The following is a 17,221-nucleotide window of genomic DNA, read 5'->3' as shown; positions in this document are numbered from 1 at the left end:
GTTCCACCATCTAAGGAGTGTATATTTAATTTAAACCCTATAGATGAAACTAAATTTTATACGAAGTATTTTTTTAAGTATGATAATGATATTAACAAGTTGTGATACTTCTTTTGAAAGTAATACTAGATTGCTAGTTAAAGGTAAAGTTGTAGATTCTGATGGTAATCCCGTTGAAAATGCTGAAATAAGTACATATACTTATCGCGGAACAGGATTTTTTATTTATCCAGCACCTACAGGAAGCACAGAATATTTGTTAGGTAAAAATGTTAGTGATGCTAATGGTGATTTTTCGGTTATTTCATTGTATGATAATAGCTCTGACTTTTCAATTGAGATTAAAGCGAATGAAGATTATTCAGAATATATTTATAGAACAAGTACTTATGACTATACACCAGATGACTATCTTATAAATTTACAAGAGGTAACATTAAATAACTTGGCTCAAGCCACTATTTCAATTTCTAGAACTAGTGGTGAAGGAAATACTATTTCATACTCACTTAATTATTTTTATCCAACATGCATAGAGGTGTATGATGAAGGTGTCCTTAACTCTGCGGAGACGTTTTGTAATTATCCTAGTTATATTAATAATACATTAGATGATAATCTGCCAGATACAGCACATACTTTAAATGTTACACAAGGTTCAGAGATTTCTTTTACCTATTCCATAAATAACGAACCTGAGATAACGGAAATTTTAATTGTTGATGTGTCTAATTATCAATTTAATTTTAACTATTAGTATGTTTCGTATTTCTCTTTGTTTTTTATTTTTAACGGTAAATATTCAGGCTCAAAATATTAATTTATCAGAATCAATTACAGATAATGATACAATAGTTGGTTATACAAATCAACGGTCTATGACGTATAGTTTTAATTTATTGCATCCTGGCATAACAAATAGTAGTGCAATTGGCTCAGCAAGTGAGGATAAATTAGGTTTTAACATTGGTGCTCAAATATTTTTATACAAACATTTCTATTTAGGAGCGTATACCGGAACTTTATATTTAGATGTAAAGGATAAAGCTTTAGTTGGTAATTATGAAAGAAGCACTGTAACACATTCTTATTTACAATTAGGTTACGAATTTCCAATTAGTCAAAAAATTCGTTTAGATTTAAATTTTGTTCCTTGGGGAGATTCTAGGTATAAAAACATATTAGAACTTTCTAATAATGCCAAGCAAATTGATAGAGCTAGTATTACAATGTTTGGTGCTGGTTTTAGTTATAGTTTCTCTAAATCATTAGATGTATTTGTAAGTTATAGTTATAGAAGTGATGAAAGTAGAATACAAACAGCTTCTCAAATTCAAGGAGATTTTAATACAATTAATTACAATACTTTAGGTATTGGAATTAGGTTTTTTGGCGGAAAAAAAGATTTATTTACAGAATTTAAGAGTTATTTTTAAGTACTCGCCTAAAGAATTCTTTGTTTCTAAAACTCAACAATTATAAAAATGTGACTTATTTAAGGTTTGTGTTTCGTATAAATGCCTAAAAGTGTTAAAATTTTTAATATCTTGACGGTCAATTAACTAAAAACACTAACCAATGAGTAAAAAAACAGCTTACCTTCTTGGTATTTTGCTTACGATTATTATTGGGACTTTATTGTACTGCTATCTATGCGACGACTGTTATTGTTGTCCAGAGGATGAAGTAACTACAGAAGAAACCAATACCATTGTTGCAGAACCAGAAGTAATTACAACAACAAAAAATGGTTTCAGTCTTAATGATGCCAACGGGGATTTTAGTATTAAGATTAATGATAATTTTAATTTTAAAACCTCAAATTTTTCAATTTTAGATTCAATCTCTCCAAAAGTAACAGATGGTGTTGCTAAATTGAAACACTATCTTCTTGAAAATCCTTTAAAAACAGTGGATATTACTGGTTATTATAAGAGTGATGAAACTAATGATTCTGCATTTCCAAATCTTGGATTAGCTAGAGCAAATAGCGTAAAAAACTATTTTATTTCTCAAGGGATTTCTGCAAAGCAAATTAATATTAACGGAGAGTTAAACAATGATATTAATCCAGATGAAACAGGTACTTTATTTGGCCCATTAGAGTTTGGTTTGTTAACTTCAGAAGAAGGCACAACAGATGAAACATTATTGGCACTTTGTGACGATATACGTAAGAACCCAATTGTGTTATACTTTAAAACAGGGCAAGCGCATATAAATTTAACAAAAGAACAGCGCGAAAAAATTGCAAATATCTCTCGTTGTGTAGATAAATTAGGTGTAAAAATACAAGTTGTTGGGCATACAGATAATACAGGTAATGCTAACACTAATATGCAACTAGGACAAGAACGCGCAGATTTTGCTAAAGATTATTTAGTAAGAAATGGCATTTTAGAAGCTAATATAGAAACATCTTCAAAAGGACCAAACGAGCCAATTGCAGATAATAGCACAGAAGCTGGTCGTGCTGAAAATAGACGTACCGTAATAACAATAAACTAACTAACTAAAAAAATATTATAAATTATGAATTGGTGTATATTAATCCCATTACTTGTAGGTGCAATTTGTGCATTACTTGGCTATTTACTAGGAAAACTTCTAGGAGGAGGTAATAATGATGATTGTGAAGAAAGAGTAGCTAAGCTAGAGGCAGATTTAGCGGCTTGCAAAAAAGCAAGAGCAACTTTAGAGGCAGATTTAAGTGCTTCTAAAAATGCGGCTTCCCTTTTACAAGCTGATTTAAATTCAGCGAAAACAGAAAATGCTAATTTAGCAGCATCATTTGCAGCACCTGCTGTTACTTTAATTCCGTTTGATGCCGATGCGGCTAAAGCCGTTTTTGGTAAAAAAATAAAACAAGATGATTTAACGGTTGTTGAAGGTATTGGTCCAAAAATTCAAGAATTATTTCATAATCATGATGTTAAAACATGGAAAGCATTATCTGAATGTAGTGTTGAGAAATGTCAAAGTGTATTAACAAGTGGAGGAGATCGTTTTAAAATGCACAAACCAGGTACTTGGCCTAAACAGGCTAAACTTGCTTACGAAGGCAAATGGGAAGAGCTATCAAATTGGCAAGATCAATTAGATGGTGGTAAATAACTGTATTAAAAATAAATAACCTCAAAAGCCGTTTCATATTAGAAACGGCTTTTTTTGTTTAATTCTTTAACTAACGGATTAAGTAACTTAGAATTATATGATAATTTAAAATACAATTTAGATTTTTAACTGTTAACGCTGCTATTAGAGTTAACTAGATGAATGTTTCCATAGAAGGTGTTATACCAAGCACACAAAAAACGATTGAATTTTATTTAAGAAAATAAAAAAACCTTGTTTCAATTTGAGCACTAAACTCTATAGAAACAAGGTTAATTAATTGATTAATAGCGTTACAAATATGGGCAATAATAGTATTTAGCGGTAAACTTTTTGATGAATGGTTAAAAAAAATGTATAATCAGTAGTGTTTTTGTATAGTTATCGGTAAGGCGCAAAAAATAAGGTTATAATTTACTATAATACCGATGAACTAACTGTATTTTACTTTTCTTAATATTCTAATAGTGTCTTTGTAGGTGTTGTAAAGTTCCTTACTAAAATTTTTTAAATACGGTTTTGTCATCTCAAGTTTTAATAAAGCATCTTCAAAACCATTGAGGTAGCAGATAAGATAACTAGCTGCTATATTTTTTAAATCTTCGGTTTCAATTTGAGTTAGTTTTAAATTTTTTTCAAGCTTATCTAAGATAGTATTGTTAGCATTATAAATATGATGTAGTACTTTTTTGTTGAATTGAGGTGGCTCAAAAATAAGTTGCGCTTCAATTGAATAATTTGCATTATCGTTAAAATGAATTGTTTTTTCTTCGAGTTTATAGTATTTAAAAGATTTGTTTAAACCGAGTCTTACGTATTCAATTATTTTAAAAGAGTTTTCGGTATATGTAATAGAAACTTCATCTAGGGTTGAGTAGAATAAGCGTACTTGTTCATTTATCATCTCAATATCTACTCTAGAATAGAAGATTTCGTTTTTAACTACTTTTTTTGCTCCAGACCAACATAGCACAAAGTATTCTTTAAAAACTTTGTACTGCGGATTGTAGTCTTGGCGTTTGTTCATAAAATCAAAGACGCCTTCTAAGGTTAGCTCTATATTGTTTTTCGCATGGTTTTCAATGCCTGCAACTATTTTAGAGTTTACATCTTTAATTTCTATGTCAAAAACCTTAGGCATACTCATGCTTCCGTCTCTAAAAAAAACAGAGCCTCCATAATATTTCCAGATGTTTTTTTTAAGTGAAGTAAGTCCGTTAATTGGTCTTATAGTTACTAAACCAACAACTTTATCGTCTGGTAAATGGGGAAAAGGAATGTTTTCGTATTGAACAATTGGAGGGTTTGATAGGTAAGCGTTAATTAAGTTTTGAATTTTACTATCGTCAAAAAAATCAACTCCAATAATTTGATTGTCTTCATCTTTTACTCCTATTACAATGTAAGAATTGTTTTTGGGATTACTGTTGGAAAGTGCACAGACATGTTTTAAAAATTTAGCTTTTCCTTCTTTATAGCCAATATTAACTTTTAGCTTTTTGTCATAAAAACTATTCTCATCATTGTGAGCAAGTAAATTTTTTATGAGTAGGCGTTTGTTAATCATTTTTACTTTCTTGGTGTAGGTATCTAATTATTTAAAGCATTTTAATTTCTTTAGTTAAGTTATGTCTAGCTTGTTCTTCAAATTTAGTTTTAAATACGTTTGTAAAATATAAAGACTCTCGTTCTAAAAAATTTTTAATCACCTTTTTTCTTCCGGGTTTATATAAAATATTTGGGTAGATTATATACTCTTTTCTAATGTTATTAACGTAGTTGCTGTAGGTTTTCCAATCACTACCTAAAATAGATAAATCTAAATCGAGAAGATAAGCATTATCATAATTTTCATTTAACAGTAATGTGTGCTTTTTTGTAGAAATTATAAGCTTAGTTACTTTTTTTATTTTAAAATTATCAAAATTCATCGATTTTAAGGTTTGTTGAGCAAAATTAGCACTTTGTTCTTCGTTGTCTTTGTTAGTGGATTTATATATAATATCATGAAACCAAATCGCAAACTTTAGACTATCTAAATCTTTAATTTCATCTTTAACAGTTTCTAATTGCAGAAACATATTATATACATGAGAGAGATTGTGATAGTGTCTATTTTTAGAAGTGTATTGACTTTTAATAGATTTCCAAAGTGAAATTGTTAAAGCTTTATGAGCATAACTTTCTGTTAAATCTCGCCAATTATCTTCTAGCCAATTTATCATAATTTTTTCTTCACTATAGTAGAGCTAGCCTGAGCTGTACAAAACATTAGTACATCTGCAATATTTACGTGTGCAGGTCTAGAAATGGCAAAGTAAATAACCTCAGCAACATCTTCTGGTTGTAAAGCTTTATAGCCTTTATATACATTTGCTGCTTTAGCATCACCTTTAAATCTAACTTCTGAGAATTCGGTTTCTACCAAACCAGGATTAATGGCGCCAACTTTTATTCCAAAGGGATTTAAATCAATTCTCATACCTTCGGTGATAGCTAAAACGGCATGTTTACTGCCACAATATACATTTCCGTTTGGGTAAACTTCTTTACCAGCAGAAGAACCTATGTTTATAATATGGCCAGATTTTCGTTCTGTCATACCAGGAATAATGGCTTTGCTTACGTACAATAGCCCTTTTACATTAATATCCATCATGGCATCCCAATCATCTAAATTTCCTGTTTGTATTGGGTCTAAGCCATGAGCATTTCCTGCATTATTAATAAGAATATCAATTTTCTGAAATTCTTTAGGTAAAGATGCAATAGCTTCAAATGTTTGGGCTCTATCTCTTACATCAAAATTTAAAGTATGTACAATAGTTTGTTTAGATAATGCTTTCTGTACACTGTCTAAGCGCTCTTGTCTACGACCACATAGTATTAAATTAATACCATGTTTGGCAAATTCATGTGCAGTTGCTCTTCCAATGCCGCTAGTAGCTCCTGTTATTAATGCTGTTTTTTTCATTTTGTTATAATCTTAAAAAAGAATAAGAAAAATTGTGTTTTAAAAATAAATAAAAAAACCCTTCTGATGAGAAGGGTTGATGTAAATGTTTAAGGAACTTTATGGCCTTGTGCAGCTACTAATATTAAAAACCAATCTTCGGTTTCTAAGTTAATTTTAGAAGCAGCGACGGCTTGTTTTAATCGTTCTTTTGTAGTTGTGCCAACAACCGGATGAATTTTAGAAGGATGCTTCATTAACCAAGCTAATAACAATTGGTCTTCTGTGGCATTGTATTTATCTTTTAAGGCACCAAGTTGTTTGTGTATGCGTCTAGTTTGTTCGGTATCGTCTTTAAAAACAGAACCTAAAGGCGACCAGGCCATTGGTTTTATTCCATTTGTAACCATGTAATCTAAGGTGCCGTTATGCATTGCTGTATGCTCGGTAAGTGAGAATTCTATTTGGTTAACGTCAATATCCATTCGTAAACCAATCATCTCCATTTGAGATGGCGTAAAATTAGAAACACCAAAGTCTCTGATTTTTCCATCTTTTTTTAAGACAGTAATAGCTTCGGCAATTTCTTCCGCAACCATTAAAGGGCTAGGTCTGTGTAATAAAAGTAAATCTAAATAGTCAGTATTTAAGTTATTAAGCGATTCTTCTACAGACCATATTATATAATCCTTACTGTAATTGTAATGTTTTATTTTGTTGGTTCTATTGTCGCTTTCGTATTGAATGCCACACTTGGTAATTAGTTGAATGTCATCACGTTTTAGTCCAGATTCAGTAAAAGCTTTACCAAATTCGGCTTCAGTTGTATAGGCGCCATAGATGTCGGCATGGTCAAATGTGGAAATGTTTTGAGAGACGCAGAAATTCATCAATGATGCCATTTCTTTTTTCGAGAGTTGTTTTCCCCAACTCCCCCAAGTCATGGTTCCTGCAATTAATCGAGAATATGTCACTAATTTATCAGTTTAGGTGTATTTTTTTGCAATTCATGTGTAAAAATACTCAAAACATTGATAATAAGATATTATTGTAATATAATAATTAAAGCATCCCTAATCATGAAACATTTACTACACATTAAAATTGTTATAATAGTGCTTATTTTTTCAATCTCTTTTTCTAGTTGTTCTAAAGATGATTTGGGTAGAAGCGGAAATAAAGCTGATATTTCGGTAAACCTTAAAAGTGATTTAAGTACATACAATAATGTTTATTTTGATATTGAAGATGTGCAAGTGAGAGTCAAAGAAGATTCTAGTTTGGCTAACGCATGGGTAAGTTTAAATACTATTAATACAGGAACACATAATGTGTCTGAGTTAAGAAGTGATTCTGAATTACTTCTAGTAGACCATTTTGAAGTAAGCCCAACTTATATCTATGAGGTAAGATTAGTTTTAGGTGATAATAATTTTATAAATATTAATAACACCTTGGTAAATTTAGATATAGAGAGTGATGGCAACAATACACCATCTAATTTAATAAAAAGAGATTTTGAGGCCAGTTATTACTATCAGATAGAAATACATGTAGATTTAGATGAGTCTTTAAGTTTTAATGAAGAAGAAAACATTATGGTTTTACATCCAAAACTCTATACAGAAATCAGAAAATTTTAATATTAATTGACCTTAATCCATAATTAATTCTTAAAAAGAGTAGTACTTCAATCCTACTCTTTTTTTTTAACCAATTGTTAACAGCATCTAATTAAAAATTTTAACATTTTGCATCCTCTAAAATATTAAGTAATCATTTTTAGATATGATTTTAAAATGGTAATTAATACATTTGTTCTTAAACCCTTATATAATGGAAGAAACGAGTACAGTTGACATTAAGTCAATTAATGAAAAGATAGAAAAAGAAAGTGCTTTTGTAGACTTGCTAACCTTAGAAATGAATAAGGTAATTGTAGGTCAAAAACACATGGTAGAGCGTTTGCTTATCGGTTTATTAGGTCAAGGTCATATTTTATTAGAAGGTGTGCCAGGTTTAGCAAAAACTTTAGCGATTAACACCTTATCTAAAGCAATAGACGCTAGTTTTAGTAGAATTCAGTTTACACCAGATTTACTGCCAGCAGATGTTGTAGGTACGTTGATTTTTAATATGAAAGAAAATGATTTCACTATTAAAAAAGGACCAATTTTTGCCAATTTTGTATTAGCAGATGAGATTAATAGAGCACCTGCAAAAGTGCAGTCTGCTTTGTTAGAAGCCATGCAAGAAAAACAAGTAACTATTGGAGATGACACCTTTAAATTAGACAAGCCGTTTCTTGTAATGGCCACTATGAACCCTGTTGAACAAGAAGGAACATATCCGTTGCCAGAAGCACAAGTGGATCGTTTTATGCTAAAAACGGTTATAGATTATCCAAAAATTGAAGAAGAGCAAATGATTGTAAGAGCCAACTTAAGAGGAACTTACGAAAAAGTAAATGCTGTAGTTTCAATAGAACAAATTATAAGTGCGCAAAAAGCAGTAAGAGAAGTATATATGGATGAAAAAATTGAAAAATACATTCTAGATATCATCTTTGCTACGCGTTATCCAGAAAAATATAGATTAGCAGATTTAAAACCACTTATTTCTTTTGGTGCATCACCTCGTGGAAGTATAAATTTAGCCACAGCTGCAAAATGTTATGCCTTTATAAAAAGAAGAGGTTATGTTATACCAGAAGATGTGCGTGCTGTTGTACATGATATATTGCGCCATAGAATAGGAATCACCTACGAAGCCGAAGCAGAAAATATAACTTCAGAAGACATTATTAATAAGATTGTTAACGAGATTGAGGTGCCTTAGAAACGAAGCCGCCTTTAATTCCCCAAAGGAGAAAACTTTAATCAATCATCAAAAACTAAAATTGAAAAATTATCAGGTTCTTCCTGTTAGGAAGGATTTAGGATGGGCTTATGGACACTAAGGAACTACTTAATAAAGTACGAAAAATAGAGATTAAGACACGTCGTTTGTCTGATCATATATTTGGAGGCGAATATCACTCTACTTTCAAAGGTCGTGGTATGACTTTTTCTGAAGTGCGTCAATATCAGTTTGGTGATGATGTAAGAAATATAGATTGGAATGTTACAGCAAGAACAAATCTGCCACACATAAAAGTTTTTGAAGAAGAACGAGAACTCACCATGATGCTTATGGCAGATGTCTCAGGCAGTAAACTCTTCGGAACAAAAAATCAATTTAAAGACGAAATTGTAACAGAAATTGCAGCAACTTTGGCATTTTCTGCCACTCAGAATAATGATAAGATAGGTTTAATTTTATTTTCAGATGAAATAGAATTATTTATTCCGCCCAAAAAAGGACGTTCACATGTACTTAGAATTATTAGAGAACTATTAGAGTTTCAGCCAAAAAGTAAACAAACTAATGTAAGTGAAGCTTTAAAGTTTTTGTCTAATGTAATGAAGAAAAAAGCAATTGTATTTATTCTCTCAGATTTTGTGGCAGATGAGTACAAGCATAATCTTAAAATAGCAGCTGGCAGACACGATATAACAGGGATAAGAATTTACGATAAACATGAAGCCGAAATTCCTAACCTAGGCATGGTACAAATGGAAGATGTAGAAACAGGTGCGCTAATGTTAGTAAATACAGGGTCTAAAAAAACGCGATTAGAATACGGTAAGTTTTACAATGAGAAAGTAAACTATTTTAAAGATAGTTTTGCAAAATCTGGAGCAGGTGCAATTGATTGTCGTGTAGATGAAAGCTATGTTAAAAAATTATTAGGCTATTTTAAACAGCGCTAAATTATATTTGAAGACCGATTGATGAAGCGATTAAAAATGAACAGACAAAACAACATATTTATTAGAATTATAGAAATAAAAGGTTACCAGAAATGGCTGTCTATTTTAGGTCTATCGTTCATTTTCTTTTTTCTAGGTTCTTTTTCCTCTTTTGCACAAGTTACTTCAGAAATAGATACCACAAAAATTAGAATAGGCGAGCAAATAAACTACAAAATAAAGGTTGAAGCAGATACGTTATCCTTAGTTGTTTTTCCAGAAGGGCAAACCTTTGCACCTTTAGAAGCTGTAGAAGCTTTAGAAATAGATACAACTAAAAGAGAGTCAAAGTATTTATTATCTAGAATTTATAAACTCACGCAATTTGATTCTGGCGCTTATACTATTCCAAGACAAAAAATAATAATAGACGAAAAAGCTTTTTTTACAGACTCTTTAAAAGTTGCTGTAAATACGGTTGTAGTTGATACTACCAAACAAAAACTCTATGATATTAAACCAATAATAGAAGTAGAAAAAGCTTTTAGTGATTGGTGGAAATGGCTTCTCATAACCTTGTTAGCAATTGCTATAGTTGCCTTTTTACTGTACTGGTTTATTTGGAGGCAAAAACCACTAACTGAAGAAGAAGAAATTGCGCTTTTACCTCCATATGACAGAGCAAAATTAGCACTAGAGAAATTAGATATAAGTGAGTATTTGTTGCGTTCAGAAGTTAAAGAATATTACTCAGAATTAACCTTTATAATTAGAAAATACTTAGACGAAAAAGTTTACGATCGTGCTTTAGAAAGTACAACTGCAGAACTTATTGCACGTTTAAATTTATTGAAAGATGGTAACCAAATTCCATTATCTAAAGAAACAATATTACATATAGAATCAATTTTACAACGTGCCGATTTAGTGAAATTTGCCAAATCTGCGCCAGATGTAGAGTTAGCTAAAATGGATAAGACTACAATAGACAAAGCTATTGATAATGTAAGAATAAGTTTGCCAGAACCATCTGAAGAAGAAAAATTATTAGACCAAAAATATAAAGAGGAGCAAGAACGTAAAAAGAAGCGAAAGAAAATATATATAACAGTCGCTATTTCTATCTTTCTTATTGTAGCAACATTTGTTGGCTTTGGTGTAAAGTATGGTTTTGGTTATGTAAAAGATACTATAATTGGCCATGAGAGTAAAGAACTTTTAGAAGGTGATTGGGTAGAGAGTGCCTATGGATTTCCACCTGTTTGGATCGATACACCAAAAGTCTTAAAACGCGTAGATGCTAATTTACCAGATGAGTTAAAAGAGAAACTATCCATGACCACTTTTGCTTATGGTACTTTATTAGACGTCTTTAGTGTTGTAATTAACACAACAACTGCCAAAGTGCCGCAGCAGCAGCAAGTAGCTCAAGATGGTGAAGAAAAAGAACCAATGTTCGATTTATTAAAAGTTTCTGAAGAAAGTATAAAAGGTTTTGAAGCTCAGGGCGCTAGTAATATTTCAGTTAAACGCGAAAAATTTACAACACCAAATGGAGCTGAAGGCTTAAAAACATTTGGAACGTTAAGTATTAAAATGCCAAATACGGAATATGGCGTAGATGCTAAATATGAATTGTTATGTTTTGCAAATGAAAATGTATTACAACAAATAATAATAACATTTCCTAAAAACGATTCGTATGCAGATGATATGGTAGAACGTATTACAGATTCCATAGAGTTAAAACCAGACGACGTAGAAGAAGAGAATAACTAATGTTAGAAAATATAGAATTTTTAAATAAAGAATTTTTCTGGTTGCTATTGGTTTTGCCATTAGCTATAGTTTGGTATGTGTTTAAGCACCATAAGCAAACAGCAGAATTAAAGATGTCTACCACACAAGGCTTTAAAAGTACATCGTCTTTTTGGTCAAAGTTTAAGCATGTATTGTTTGCTTTGCGTTTAATAGCGTTGGGTCTTTTAATTTTAGCATTAGCAAGACCAAGAACGGTAGATGTTTCTACAAGAACAAAAACTACTAGCGGAATAGACATTGTAATGGCCATTGATGTATCGGCAAGTATGCTGGCAAAAGATTTACGTCCTAATCGATTAGATGCCTTAAAAGAAGTGGCAGCAGATTTTATAGATGGTCGTCCAAGTGATAGAATTGGTTTGGTAGAATATGCAGGAGAAGCCTATACTAAAACCCCTATTACAAGTGATAAATCTATTGTACAGCGCTCGTTAAGAGATATAAAATACAATACTATAATTGAAACAGGTACAGCAATTGGGATGGGGTTAGCAACCTCAGTTAATCGCCTAAAAGATAGTAGAGCTAAGAGTAAAGTGATTATACTGTTAACGGATGGTGTTAATAATTCTGGGTTCATAGATCCAAAAATTGCTAGTGAGCTTGCTGTAGAGTATGGTATTAAAGTTTACACTATTGGCTTAGGTACAAACGGAATGGCGTTATCACCAATTGGGTTTAATAACAATGGTACGTTTAGATATGGTAGAGCACAAGTAGAAATAGACGAAACTTTATTGAAGCAAATTGCAGAGGAAACAGGCGGAAAGTATTTTAGAGCAACAAATAATGATAAATTAGCTCAGATTTATGATGAAATCAATAAGCTTGAAAAAACAGAAATAGAAGAAAAGAAATACTATAACTACGATGAAAAATACAGACCATTTATTCTTTTAGGTGGTTTATTGTTGTTGATAGAATTATTATTAAGAAATACAATATTTAGAAGCTTTGTTTAGACTCGATGAAAAAATATGGTTTTGGACGTTACTGGTAATTCCGGTCATCATTTTGCTGTTTGTTTTTCTTCAGCTATGGCGTCGTTCTGCACAGAAAAAATTTGCGGATTCTGTATTGTTAAAACGCTTAAGTCCCAATCAATCATTATTTAAAAGCATATTAAAAGTGGTAGTGCTTTGTGGTGCATTTGCGTGTTTATCCTTAGCATTAGTAAATCCTAAAATTGGTACAAAACTAGAAACTGTAAGAAGCGAAGGTGTAGATGTGGTATTTGCGATAGACGTTTCTAAAAGTATGTTAGCCGAGGACATTGCGCCAAACAGATTAGATAAATCTAAGCAATTGGTAACCCAAATTGTTAATAGTTTAGTAAGTGATCGTGTAGGTATAATTGCATATGCTGGTAAAGCGTTTCCGCAATTGCCAATAACAACAGATTATGCTTCTGCTAAGATGTTTTTACAGAACATGAATACAGATATGATGTCTTCACAAGGAACAGCAATTAGTGAAGCAATTCAACTTTCAAAAACATATTTTGATAATGAAGACCAAGCTAATCGTGTATTAATAATCATTTCAGATGGTGAAGATCACGATGGTGAAGCCTTAAATGTCGCAGAAGAAGCTGCCGAGCAAGGTATAAGAATTTTAACAGTAGGTGTAGGCGATTTAAAAGGAGGACCAATTCCAATAAAACGAAATGGTGTTATCTTAAATTATAAAAAAGATAATAATGGCGAAACCGTAATTACCAGATTAGATGAAACTACATTAAAAGAAATTGCAGCAGAAGCTAATGGTGTTTATATCAACGGTAGTAATACTTCAGAAGTGGTTAATACTATAAAAGATGAACTCGCTAAAATGGACAAACAAGAATTTGAATCTAAGCAAATTGCAGATTTTAAAGACCAATTTCAATGGTTTCTTGGTTTAGGAATTTTATTGTTGTTTATTGATATTTTCTTGTTAGAAAGAAAAACGGAATGGTTGAAAAAACTTAACTTATTCAATGAAAATTTTTAGAATTTCTTTAACGCTAAGTCATTGAATGCTTTAGTAATTTAGAAGTTGCATTATATAATAAGATAAACATGAAACTATATACATTACTCTTAATATTAACTTTTGGTAGTTTTGGTTTTTCACAAGATGAAAATAAAGCACAATTAGAAGCCGAGAAAAACGCTACTAATTTTGTTTATGAAGCCAATGAATTAGTAAGTGGAGATAATTATGTTGAAGCTGAAATGGCGTACCGCAAAGCAATATCAAAAGCACCAAGTAAAGCCGTTGGTTCTTATAATTTAGCACATTCTTATTACAAAAAAGGAAGTTTTAATGAAGCTTTATTTAGAACACAAGAAGCTGCAAAAAATGCCTCAAATAAAGTTGAAAAACACAGAGCGTTTCATAATTTAGGTAATATATTAATGGAAAGTAAGCAATGTAAGGAAGCCGTTGAAGCTTACAAAAATGCACTTAGAAGTAATCCTAATGATGAAGAAACACGCTACAATTTTGCCATAGCTAAACAGTGCGCAGACCAACAAAAAGATGGTGGCGGCGAAGATGATAAAAAAGACGATAATAAAGAGGATCAACAAGATAAAGAAGATCAAGAAAAAAAGGAAGACGAAAACAAAGACAATCAAGATAAAAAGGACGAAGGCGATCAAGATAAAAAGGATGGTGATAAGGATAAAGATGATGAAGGAAAGCCAAAAGATGATAAGAAAGATGATGGTAAAGGAGATAAGAATGATAAAGATAAAAACCAAAAACAAAAACCAAAACCAGGACAAATGTCGCCACAGCAAATGAAGAATATTCTAGAAGCTATGCAAAATCAAGAACAGAAGGTCCAAGAAAAAATGAATGCTGAAAAGCAAAAAGGAGTTAAGGTTAAAACCGAAAAAGATTGGTAGTTTAGTTGGTATTTATAACAATGAAATTAATAAAAAACATATCAATAATAGGCTTTATACTTTTTGCAAGTATAACATCTGCACAGGTTAAGTTTGAGGCTAAGGTGAGCAAGAAAAAACTAGGTCTTAATGAACGCTTACGTATAGACTTTGAGATGAATCAAGATGGTGATAATTTTGAACCACCTAGTTTTGCAGATTTTGATGTGGTTGGTGGTCCTAATACTTCAGTTAGTAATTATTCTAGAAACGGTCATCGCTCTTACAATAAAACATATACCTATTTTTTAGCACCAAAAAAGAAAGGGAAATTTACCATAAAGCAAGCGACAATAGAGATAGATGGCGAAACCTATAAAACATTTCCCATTACCATTGAAGTTACAAAAGCAGTAAAAAAGCCCAATGGTAATACAGCAGCTTCAGACATGGCTGAAGAAAACATTCATTTAGTTGCTGAGATATCAAATACTAATCCTTATTTAAATGAAGCTATAACAGTAGTTTATAAGTTATATGTTTCAGAAGAAATAGGTGTAAGTAGTAATTGGAGAGAAAAGGAAATTCCAAGATACAACGACTTTTGGAGTCAGAATATTGATATAAAAGGGTTAAATATTTTAGAAGGTGAGTATAAAGGTAAAAATTACCGTTACGTTATTTTAAGAAAAACAGTACTCTATCCGCAAAAAACAGGACAATTAAAAATTGAACCTTTAGTAATGGATATTACTGCAGAGGTACGTTCAAATAAGTTTGATATTTTTGGAAGACGTTTAGTCACTAAAGTACCAAAAGAGGTTACAGCGGGTAGTAGAACGATTAATGTAAAGCCATTACCAGAAAACGGTAAGCCTTCAGATTTTAAAGGTGCTGTTGGGAACTTTTCTTTTAAAGTTACCACCTCAAAAACACAATTAACTGCATCAGAGTCTCTGCAAGCTAAAATCGAGGTTACAGGTAAAGGTAATTTAAAGTTATTTGAACTACCAAAATTAACGGTACCGAGCTCATTAGAAGTATACGAGCCAGAACATAAAGAAAACATAAGAACAAATACAAGTGGAATGCAAGGTAGTATTGCAGACACTTATACTATTGTGCCACAATATAGAGGTAAATATCCAGTACCAAGTATTTCATTTTCATATTTCGATCCAGAGAAAGAAACTTATAACCGTATTAGTTCAGATGAGATAATAATAGATGTTATTGAAGGTCCAACTGCCGGAAACTCCAATTCTGAAAAAGTAACAGCATCTACTAAACAAAATATAAGTACAAATACTAATACGTTTGCTTTTATAAAAACCACATCTAATTGGACTAATATAAAAACCGAGCCGTTTTTTAAATCCACAGCGTTTTGGTCGTTAACATTATTACCGTTTTTAGCAATTCCTTTAGCAATTGTTGTTAGACGTCAAAAAGACAAAAGAGATGCAGATGTAGACGGAAACCGTATTAGAAAGGCAGACCGATTAGCAAAAAAATATTTAGGAGAGGCTAAAAAAGCAATGGGACAAAAAGAGTCGTTCTATTTAGCTTTAGAAAAAGCGCTTCATAATTACTTAAAAGCAAAATTAAATATTGAAACTAGTGATTTTAATAAAGAAAAAATCGAAAATTTATTAGCAGAGCGTCAAGTAGAGATGCCTGTAATTGAAGACTTTATTTCAATATTAGAAAACTGTGAATTGGCACGTTATACTCCAATTACTCAAGTAACCATGCAGAATGATTTTGATAAAGCAGCTAAAACTATTTCATTAATAGATAAACAACTTAGATAATATGAGAGTTATTACCTTATTACTTATTTGTTGTTTTAGCGTACTTGGTTTTGCCCAAAACGATACAACTTTTAACGAAGCTAATGCGCTATATAATGACGGAAAATATGCAGAAGCGATTGATAAATATGAAGCTATATTAGACTCTAAACAACATTCTTCAGAGCTGTATTATAATTTAGGAAATGCCAATTATAAACTCAATAATATTGCACCTAGTATTTATTACTATGAAAAAGCATTGCTTTTAGATCCAAACGATAAGGATATTAAAAACAATTTAGCTTTTGCACAAAACATGACTATTGATGCTATTGATGTTGTACCAAAGGTTGGTTTCTCTAGACTAATAAATAATTTAGTGAATACTTTTACAACTGGTACTTGGGCTAAAATTGCTGTAGGTGGTGTGCTTTTATTTGTAATCATATTTTTAGCGTATCACTTTTCTTACTCATCTTATAAAAAACGAATTGCCTTTGTAACTAGTATAATTAGCTTATTTGTAGCTGGTGTTTCTTTAGTTATGGCATTTCAAAAAGATGCTTTAAATAAAAAAGATAATCCTGCAATTGTTTTTGCTCAAGAAAGTAGAGTAAAAACAGACCCCAATGCTACTAGTGAAGAAGTGTTTAGACTGCATGAAGGTACAAAGGTACAAGTCGTAGAAACTTACGACGATTGGAAAAAAATTAAATTATCCGATAATTCTACAGGTTGGATTCCTTCAAAAGATATAAAACTGTTGAAGATTATTTTGAAATAATTTAACGCATTGTTAAATTCTTAATATTATATTTGTGTGTTATGTTTCAGAGCTATAAATATAGAGCGGCAGTATTTTTTACCATTGTA

17 protein-coding genes are annotated in these 17,221 nt (G+C 31.3%); 13 read left to right on the top strand and 4 right to left on the bottom strand.

Annotation, left to right across the window (positions count from 1 at the left end):
• Positions 1–79 precede the first annotated feature (79 nt).
• The 4 genes from GN138_RS13395 (at position 80) to GN138_RS13380 (ending at position 3,114) form a co-directional block, all read left to right on the top strand.
• Positions 80–757: a dioxygenase family protein gene (locus tag GN138_RS13395; protein WP_157364512.1), complete on the top strand. Its 678-nt coding sequence runs from the start codon at positions 80–82 to the stop codon at positions 755–757.
• Between the two features lies 1 nt (position 758).
• Entirely contained in the window at positions 759–1,436 is a 678-nt protein-coding gene (locus tag GN138_RS13390; RefSeq protein ID WP_197429352.1) for an outer membrane beta-barrel protein, read from the top strand.
• 142 nt (positions 1,437–1,578) lie between these two features.
• Positions 1,579–2,508: an OmpA family protein gene (locus tag GN138_RS13385; protein WP_157364510.1), complete on the top strand. Its 930-nt coding sequence runs from the start codon at positions 1,579–1,581 to the stop codon at positions 2,506–2,508.
• A gap of 24 nt (positions 2,509–2,532) precedes the next feature.
• Positions 2,533–3,114 carry a hypothetical protein gene (locus GN138_RS13380; RefSeq protein ID WP_157364509.1) on the top strand — a complete coding sequence of 194 codons (582 nt, stop codon included), beginning with the start codon at positions 2,533–2,535 and terminating at the stop codon, positions 3,112–3,114.
• A gap of 433 nt (positions 3,115–3,547) precedes the next feature.
• Here GN138_RS13380 and GN138_RS13375 read toward each other — a convergent pair whose 3' ends face one another.
• The 4 genes from GN138_RS13375 to GN138_RS13360 all read right to left on the bottom strand — a co-directional run bounded on the left by GN138_RS13375 (position 3,548) and on the right by GN138_RS13360 (position 7,041).
• On the bottom strand, positions 3,548–4,681 hold the full coding sequence (locus GN138_RS13375) for an ATP-binding protein (protein ID WP_157364508.1): 1,134 nt from the start codon (positions 4,679–4,681) through the stop codon (positions 3,548–3,550).
• 31 nt (positions 4,682–4,712) lie between these two features.
• The gene (locus GN138_RS13370; protein ID WP_231743083.1) at positions 4,713–5,339 is read right to left on the bottom strand and encodes an HD domain-containing protein; all 627 of its coding nucleotides are present in this window, start codon (positions 5,337–5,339) and stop codon (positions 4,713–4,715) included.
• Positions 5,336–6,088 carry an SDR family NAD(P)-dependent oxidoreductase gene (locus GN138_RS13365; protein WP_157364507.1) on the bottom strand — a complete coding sequence of 251 codons (753 nt, stop codon included), beginning with the start codon at positions 6,086–6,088 and terminating at the stop codon, positions 5,336–5,338. Before GN138_RS13365 ends, GN138_RS13370 begins: the two co-directional genes overlap by 4 nt.
• Positions 6,089–6,177: 89 nt before the next feature.
• Positions 6,178–7,041 (bottom strand): aldo/keto reductase, encoded by an 864-nt coding sequence (locus GN138_RS13360; protein WP_317162757.1) that lies wholly within the window; start codon positions 7,039–7,041, stop codon positions 6,178–6,180.
• 105 nt (positions 7,042–7,146) lie between these two features.
• Here GN138_RS13360 and GN138_RS13355 point away from each other — a divergent pair, with 105 nt between their 5' ends.
• The 9 genes from GN138_RS13355 to GN138_RS13315 all read left to right on the top strand — a co-directional run bounded on the left by GN138_RS13355 (position 7,147) and on the right by GN138_RS13315 (position 17,132).
• On the top strand, positions 7,147–7,710 hold the full coding sequence (locus GN138_RS13355) for a DUF4382 domain-containing protein (RefSeq protein ID WP_157364506.1): 564 nt from the start codon (positions 7,147–7,149) through the stop codon (positions 7,708–7,710).
• A 193-nt stretch (positions 7,711–7,903) separates the two neighbouring features.
• The gene (locus GN138_RS13350; protein WP_157364505.1) at positions 7,904–8,905 is read left to right on the top strand and encodes an AAA family ATPase; all 1,002 of its coding nucleotides are present in this window, start codon (positions 7,904–7,906) and stop codon (positions 8,903–8,905) included.
• 110 nt (positions 8,906–9,015) lie between these two features.
• A complete protein-coding gene (locus GN138_RS13345) occupies positions 9,016–9,879 on the top strand; it encodes a DUF58 domain-containing protein (RefSeq protein ID WP_157364504.1) in 864 nt (287 codons plus the stop codon).
• A 36-nt stretch (positions 9,880–9,915) separates the two neighbouring features.
• Positions 9,916–11,637, top strand: coding sequence for a hypothetical protein (locus GN138_RS13340; protein WP_231743082.1), 1,722 nt, complete (start codon positions 9,916–9,918; stop codon positions 11,635–11,637).
• Positions 11,637–12,641 (top strand): vWA domain-containing protein, encoded by a 1,005-nt coding sequence (locus GN138_RS13335; protein WP_157364503.1) that lies wholly within the window; start codon positions 11,637–11,639, stop codon positions 12,639–12,641. Before GN138_RS13340 ends, GN138_RS13335 begins: the two co-directional genes overlap by 1 nt.
• On the top strand, positions 12,634–13,671 hold the full coding sequence (locus GN138_RS13330; protein ID WP_157364502.1) for a vWA domain-containing protein: 1,038 nt from the start codon (positions 12,634–12,636) through the stop codon (positions 13,669–13,671). Before GN138_RS13335 ends, GN138_RS13330 begins: the two co-directional genes overlap by 8 nt.
• A gap of 68 nt (positions 13,672–13,739) precedes the next feature.
• Positions 13,740–14,573, top strand: a complete 834-nt coding sequence (locus GN138_RS13325) for a tetratricopeptide repeat protein (RefSeq protein ID WP_157364501.1) — start codon at positions 13,740–13,742, stop codon at positions 14,571–14,573.
• Positions 14,574–14,593: 20 nt separating this feature from the next.
• Complete coding sequence (locus tag GN138_RS13320) at positions 14,594–16,366, top strand: BatD family protein (protein ID WP_157364500.1); 1,773 nt, start codon at positions 14,594–14,596, stop codon at positions 16,364–16,366.
• Position 16,367: 1 nt separating this feature from the next.
• Positions 16,368–17,132, top strand: coding sequence for a tetratricopeptide repeat protein (locus GN138_RS13315; RefSeq protein ID WP_157364499.1), 765 nt, complete (start codon positions 16,368–16,370; stop codon positions 17,130–17,132).
• Positions 17,133–17,221: the final 89 nt, after the last annotated feature.

Source organism: Winogradskyella endarachnes (assembly GCF_009741275.1).
In the GTDB taxonomy this organism is placed as follows: Bacteria; Bacteroidota; Bacteroidia; order Flavobacteriales; family Flavobacteriaceae; genus Winogradskyella; species Winogradskyella endarachnes.
Note: the sequence above shows the minus strand (reverse complement) of the source record. Positions and strands in the feature narration are given on the sequence as shown.